Annotated in this window: 3 protein-coding genes; all 3 read right to left on the bottom strand. The window is 32.3% G+C overall.

All coding sequences use genetic code 11. From position 1 onward, the window contains the following. Positions 1 to 178 precede the first annotated feature (178 nt). The 3 genes from Q4517_RS14550 to Q4517_RS14540 all read right to left on the bottom strand — a co-directional run bounded on the left by Q4517_RS14550 (position 179) and on the right by Q4517_RS14540 (position 6,460). Positions 179 to 2,644, bottom strand: coding sequence for a TonB-dependent receptor domain-containing protein (locus Q4517_RS14550; RefSeq protein ID WP_303510905.1), 2,466 nt, complete (start codon positions 2,642 to 2,644; stop codon positions 179 to 181). A gap of 129 nt (positions 2,645 to 2,773) precedes the next feature. Beyond that, positions 2,774 to 4,648 carry a membrane protein insertase YidC gene (gene yidC / locus Q4517_RS14545; protein ID WP_303510903.1) on the bottom strand — a complete coding sequence of 625 codons (1,875 nt, stop codon included), beginning with the start codon at positions 4,646 to 4,648 and terminating at the stop codon, positions 2,774 to 2,776. Between the two features lie 192 nt (positions 4,649 to 4,840). Further along, entirely contained in the window at positions 4,841 to 6,460 is a 1,620-nt protein-coding gene (locus Q4517_RS14540; protein ID WP_303510901.1) for a CTP synthase, read from the bottom strand. Positions 6,461 to 6,677: the final 217 nt, after the last annotated feature.

Below are 6,677 nucleotides of genomic sequence, written 5' to 3'. Positions count from 1 at the left end.
AAATTCTTCATCAAATCTGACCTAAATAATAATTATTTATCGAAATTAGAGGTGTCCTAAAAAGGGGAAGCCTACAGGAGAATAACCATGATAGTTTGTTTAAACTTCTAATGTTAATAAAAAAGAGAACTATACGTACAGTTCTCTTTTTTATTAAGTTGTTATATATAATTAAGAATTAAAATCCTTCACCACCTCCATCTAAATCACCATTTTGTTCAGGACGTTCACGTTTTTTATTTTGATTGAATCGGTAGGTAAAGCTTAAAGAAATTTGGCGTTCTCTCCATTGAAAAGAACCATCATTTATTGTTTTAAGAAGTCCGTTATCATCATATAAGTAAGTAGTACTTTCTCGTTTACGAGAGTTGAATAAGTCACTAACATTTAATACTAAAGATGCTTTTTCTTTAAATAAGTCTTTACTTAAGGCAACATTAGCCATAAACATACCTTCTCTGTCACTTTGTGCAGTAGATTGTGGTCCACGGTACATTAAGCGTGTTTGCCATTGTAGTTTCCAAGGAAGAGTAACACGAGAATTAAAACGAGCAAACCAACTACTATTGTTAACTTCTTTTAAAGGAGTGATAACTTGATCTCCGTTTGCGGCAGTGTAAACATAAGTAAAAGCATCTGTATTAAACTTAAAATAATTAAAAGAAGCTGATAATCTAACTTTTTTGGTTGGATTATAGTTTGTTGTAAACTCAAATCCATAACGGTTTTCATCATTTAAGTTTACAGGTTGTCTTACTGTTACATTAGTTAATACTCCGCCTACTTCTCTTTCTTCTAAGATTGAAACTCCTTGAATAATATTCGTAGAATATTGATAGTATAATGAAGCTCCTAAGTTAAGTTTACTAATTCTTGTGTTATACCCTAAATCTAATGAGTTTGTAAAAGTAGGATCTAAATCAGGGTTTCCTCTAAATACATTAGTAGCAGAACTACGACTTTCAAAAGGGTTTAAAAACCAGTGACGTGGTCTTCGTAATCTTCTACTATATCCTAATGAAACATTTTCTCCATCGTTAATTTCATACCCTAAATTAACGGTAGGAAACCATTCGGTGTAGTTTTTTTCTTTAAATTGATCTGTTGTAAATACTGTTAAGTCGATATCAGTGATTTCTGCTCTTAAACCTAATAGGTACGAGAATTTATTAATCTTACTCCCGTATTGAGAGTAAAAAGCATAAATGTTTTGTTTGAATTCAATAGCATTAGAGGGATCACTTGGAAAAGGATTTCCAGAAGCATCACGTACTCTAAAATCTGAGTTTAAATCTTGCAATGTAGCTTTATGACCTGCTTCAAATTGACTATTTTCTCCAATAGGTAATACATAATCCATTTGGAAAAGGCGGTCTTTAGAGGTTGTAATTTGTGAATTTTGCTCAGAAAGAGTTCCATCTACAAAAATTTCAGCAGGCTCAGACTCTTCACTGTCACCGTATTGCAAATCAATAGTTAGTTTTTGACCTTCATCGTCAATATTATTGGTATAATTTAAAGAGTATTGCTTGTCTACAGAATCTTCTTTTTCGTTTTCAATTCTTATTTGATTACCATCTAACATTTTGTTTTCATCATAAAAAGTAGTGTTGTTAGTAGCAATATCGTCATCTTTTGAGTTTCTATAGAAGAAACTACCTGTAACAGAGCTTTTTTCGTTAATGTAGTATTCTACTCCTAATGAACCATTATAATTATTACTTTTTCTGTCAAAAGTTCTGTCTTCGTCTCTATAATCAGAGATAACACCATTATCATTAAAGTTAGTAAAAAAACTATTTGAATTTCCAGGGCCTTTTCTGTAAGAGTATGCTAAGTTTGAAAAAATATTAAGTTTTTTTGTTCTATAATTTAGGTTGGGAGAAATTCTCAACATATCAGGGTTACCAACAGTTAAGTTTACAGAACCATTGAAACCAGTAATTTTACCTTTTCGAAGAATAATATTTAAAATTCCCGCAGTACCTTCTGCATCGTAACGGGCAGATGGAGAAGTAATAACCTCTACCTTTTCAATAGCATCAGCAGGAAGGTTTCTTAAGGCATCCGTACCAGTTAATCCTACCAAAGCAGAAGGTTTTCCGTCAATTAAAATACGTACGTTTTCATTACCACGTAAGCTTACAGCCCCTTCAGCGTCTACATTTACTGATGGTACATTGTCTAAAACATCAGAAGCATTACCACCTTTAACGGTCATATCTTTTCCAACATTGTAAATCTTTTTATCTAAACGAATTTCAACGGTAGATTTTTCTGCAATAATTTCAACTTCTTCTAATGTTTCAGCATCTTCAGAAAGTAGAATAGTTCCTAAGCTTTTATTTTCTGTTAGAGTATGATTTCCTAAACTTTTAGTTTTAAAGCCTATAAATTCAACTTTTATATCATATGTACCAGATGAAGCATCTATAGAGAAACCTCCATTGGCATCGGTAACTCCTCCAATAACTTGTTGTGTGTTAGCATTTTTTAATACTAAAGTTGCGTACTCTAAAGGTTGTTTAGAGTTTGTTTCTAAAACTTTACCAGTTAGAGTAATTTTAGAACCGATACCTTTTGTAGTACGCTGTGCAACAGCTGTAAAACTAATTAGTAAAATAAGTAATGTAATTTTCTTCATTATGTTGATTTATAAAGCTTGTTTGACCGCAAATTTCTCTAAAGGTTTAACGGGGCTTAGTTAAAAGAATGTTAAATAAAAAAAGGATGCGTATTAGCATCCTTTTTTATTAAATTATTTACTAAAAAATTATTTTTTCTTTTTAGTTTTTTGCTGCGCAGCTTGTTGTTCTTGAGCTTGTTTCATGGCAGCATCTAAACGCTCACGAAACTTACTCTTTTTAACAGGCTTCTTTTTGTTTTCTTCAATTTTAGCATGAATCTTAGCTTCATCAATAACATAGTTCTTAATAACGAACATAATTATAATAGTTAACAAGTTTGAGATAAAGTAGTATAAACTTAATCCACTAGCATAATTGTTAAAGAAGAACAACATCATAATAGGAGAGAAGTAAATCATCCACTTCATCATTTTACTCATATCAGGCATTCCTTCTTGAGTAGGCGCTTGCATATTAGCTTGCTGACTCTGGTTCATTTTCATGTAGAAGAAAATGGCTACAGATGCTAAAATTGGAAATAAACTTACGTGGTCTCCATAAAATGGAATTTTAAAAGGTAATTGGAAAATAGTATCGTATGAAGATAAGTCATTTGCCCATAAGAAGTTTTTTTGACGGAAATCAATGTTCGTAGGGAAAAACTTAAATAGCGCAAAGAATACAGGCATTTGCATTAATGCAGGTATACAACCAGACATCATGCTTACTCCAGCTTTTCGCTGTACTGCCATGATTTCTTGTTGACGCTTCATCGCATTTTCTTTACCTGGGTATTTTTTATTGATTTCTTCCATTTCTGGACGAATCACCTTCATTTTAGCACTTGATAAGTACGATTTATATAGTACTGGAGACATTATAATACGTACTACAATCGTCATTAAAATGATGATTAATCCGAAGTTACCAATAAACCCTTTTAACATATTAAATACAGGGTAGAACACAGTACGGTTTAAGAAACCAAAAATACCCCAGCCTAAGTCAGCGATTTCATCTAAACTAGTGCCTTCATAAGATTTTAACAAATTATAATCAGTTGGCCCGTAAAACCATTGCATATTATAATTTAATTCTCCATTTGTTAATGCTAACGGAGCTTTTAATCCGTAAGTTTTAGTATATACACTATCTTTTTCCTCACCTGCAAAATCAACAGATTTTAAAGTTGCATTGCTAAAAGGTGTATCAGATGTTAAAATAGAAGAGAAGAAGTGTTGTTTATAAGCCACCCAATCAATATCACTAACAACTTCATCATCGTTCATTTGTAAATAATCTACTTCATCATCAGCTTTATAATAGTAGTAAGAGTACATATTTTCAGTTTTTAAACTCTTTTCGTGTCTAAAACCTTTTAAACTCCAATCTAAATTAATTTCTTGAGAACTATTAATGGTATTACTTAACCCTTGTGAACGAACAGCAAAACCTACTCGGTAATCACCTTTTTTCATTTCGTAACGGTACTCTAAAAATTTAGCTTCAGAAACTTTTAACTTTAAAGAAAGTACTTGGGTGTCTCCATTTTTGGTAAGGGTAGGAGTAAATAATAAATCTTTAGTATTTAAAATTCGGTTATCAGTAGTTCCGAAATTGATATTAAAGGAAGCGTTATTATCTTTAATTAAGTATAGAGGTAATGAGTCGTATGTTTTGTAGTTTTTAACTAAAGCTTCGATGATTTGCCCACCTTTGTTATCGATAGTTAACTTTACAACGTCATTTTCTAGTGTTGTGTTTCCTTCTTGGCTTTTTGAAGCTCCGTATGCAAAAGCACCAAACTTATTTTGTAAAGCAATTTGTTGTAACGAGTCGTTTACAACTACGTTGTCGGTTAAATTGTTTTCAGTGTTGGTGGTAGCATCTGTAGTTTGCTCTGTTTGGGTAGTAGCTTCAGGAGTTTCTTCTGGCTTTTGTGTGTTCATCCACCAAAGCATAATCCCTCCTAATAAAAGCATTCCTATAAAGGAATTTAAATCAAATTTTTTTTGTTCCATTGATATATGTTAAAATGTCAACTTGTCATTTAAAGTTTTTCTTGAAAGCTGAAAAACCGGACAAAGGTAGTAAAACCCTCTAGTTTTTTTGAGGTTTTACGGTGAATAATTTCGTTATTAATGGTAGTTCAAACAGCGTTCCATTTTTTGTCAATAAAAAATCCTGTAATTTTTAGTTACAGGATTTTTAATTTATTTTTTTGATTGTTTTAAAGCTGCTTTAATGAAACCTACAAACAAAGGGTGTGGATTTAACACCGTACTCTTATATTCAGGATGGTATTGAACTCCAACAAACCAAGGGTGAGAGTCGATTTCAACAATTTCCACCAATCCAGTTTTTGGGTTAACACCAGCTGTTTTCATACCAGCGTTTTCTAATTGCTCTTTATAATCGTTATTGTATTCGTATCTATGACGATGACGCTCACTAATTAATTCTTCTTTGTAAGCTTGAAAAACTTTGGAATCTTGTGTTAATTGACAGTCCCAAGCTCCTAAACGCATGGTGCCACCTTTTTCAGTAACATCTTTTTGCTCTTCCATTAAGTTAATAACGGGGTGTGGTACTTTAGGATTCATTTCGGTAGAATTTGCATCTTTAAGACCTAACACATTTCTAGCAAACTCAATAACTGCCATTTGCATTCCTAAACAAATACCTAAGAAGGGTATATTGTTTTCACGTACATATTGTACTGCTGCAATTTTACCTTCAATTCCTCTGTCACCAAATCCAGGTGCAACTAGTACACCGTTTAAACCTTCTAGTTGTTTAACAGCGTTTTCAGGTGTTAATTCTTCAGAATGAATCCAACGAACATTAACCTTTGTTTTATTACTAGCTGCTGCTCCTGCATGGATAAAGGCTTCTGTAATTGATTTATATGAATCGTGCAATTCAACATATTTTCCAACTAAACCAATTTCAATACTAGAGGTAGGGTTTTTGTGACGTTCTAAAAACTTATTCCATGTTTTTAAATTAGGTTGTTTACGTGTAGATAAGTTTAATTTATCTAATACCACATAATCCAATCCTTCTTTAAACATAAGGTTAGGAACATCGTAAATAGTCTCAGCATCTAACGACTGAATTACATTTTGTTTTTTAACATTACAAAATAATGCTAGTTTACGTTTAATATCATCAGAAATTTCGTGCTCTGAACGACATACTAAAATATCAGGTTTAACACCACTTTGCATTAATGTTTTTACAGAGTGTTGTGTAGGCTTGGTTTTTAATTCACCAGCGGCTGCTAAGTAAGGAACTAAGGTTAGGTGGATAACAATTGCATTATCCTCTCCTAAGTCCCACTGTAATTGACGAACTGCTTCTATATATGGTAACGATTCAATATCACCAACGGTTCCTCCAATTTCAGTAATTACAATGTCGTAATCGCCTGTATTTCCTAAGATTTGGATTCTGTTCTTAATTTCATCGGTAATATGAGGAATTACTTGAACTGTTTTCCCTAAAAATTCTCCTTTACGCTCTTTATTTATTACAGATTGATAAATTCTACCTGTAGTAACATTATTAGCTTGTGAAGTAGGAATGTTTAAATAACGTTCATAGTGTCCTAAATCTAAATCGGTTTCAGCCCCATCATCGGTAACATAACATTCCCCATGTTCGTATGGATTTAATGTTCCTGGATCTATATTAATATATGGATCTAATTTTTGAATGGTTACTGAGTATCCTCTTTCTTGTAATAATTTGGCTAAAGAAGCGGCTATAATTCCCTTCCCTAGTGATGAAGTTACGCCTCCGGTTACAAAAACGTATTTTGTATTATTCATGGTGCTGTTAGGTTTGCGCAAAAGTAAGAAGTCTGGCAATTAGAACAAATAAAAAAGATAAAAAACGTACAGAAAAATTATGTATGTTTGCCGAACAGACTTTTTTTTAAAAAAAATAAAATAAGGGTTTGTCAGACTGAAAAACTGTTGTATATTTGCCCACGCTTTTAGCAGACGGAATTTCACAAAAGCAAAACATTTTTAAAGAAGATATTTA

The sequence above is a fragment of the Tenacibaculum sp. 1_MG-2023 genome (assembly GCF_030547425.1).
Lineage (GTDB): Bacteria > Bacteroidota > Bacteroidia > Flavobacteriales > Flavobacteriaceae > Polaribacter.
The sequence above is the reverse complement of the archived record's forward strand: the minus strand, read 5'-3'. Positions and strand labels throughout refer to the sequence as shown.